Below are 554 nucleotides of genomic sequence, written 5' to 3' on the forward strand. Positions count from 1 at the left end.
GATCGGCCGTTGTGGCTGGGGTCGGTGAAGTCGAATATCGCGCATACGCAGGCGGCGGCGGGTGTGGCGGGTGTGATCAAGATGGTGTTGGCGTTGCGGCAGGGGGTGTTGCCGCGGACGTTGCATGTGGGGGAGGCGTCGCCGCATGTGGACTGGTCGGCGGGTGCGGTGGAGTTGCTGACCGAGGCGCGGCAGTGGCCGCGGGTGGAGGACCGGCCGCGTCGGGCGGGGGTGTCGTCGTTCGGCATCAGCGGGACGAATGCGCACGTGATCGTCGAGGAAGCCCCGCAGACCGAGGCCGAGGGCCGGGAGGAGCCTGTCCCGGGTGTGGTGGTGCCGTGGGTGATATCGGGGCGTAGTGCTGGGGCTTTGGTGGCGCAGGCGGGGCGGCTGGCGGAGTTCGCGGAGACGCACCCGCAGCTGAGTCCGGTGGATGTGGGGTGGTCGTTGGCGTCGGCGCGGTCGGTGTTGGAGCACCGGGCGGTGGTGCTGGGTGCCGGCGGGGACCGGGATGAGCTGCTGGCCGGGCTGCGGGCGTTGACTGCGGGCACGCC

General features: G+C 71.8%; 1 protein-coding gene. It reads left to right on the plus strand.

The window, feature by feature from the left end; translation table 11 throughout:
* The coding region (locus G6048_RS48520; RefSeq protein ID WP_328829207.1) for a ketoacyl-synthetase C-terminal extension domain-containing protein at positions 1-554 on the plus strand (554 nt) is incomplete at both ends.

Origin of the sequence: Streptomyces ureilyticus (assembly GCF_011045025.1) — a bacterium.
GTDB lineage: Bacteria > Actinomycetota > Actinomycetes > Streptomycetales > Streptomycetaceae > Streptomyces > Streptomyces ureilyticus.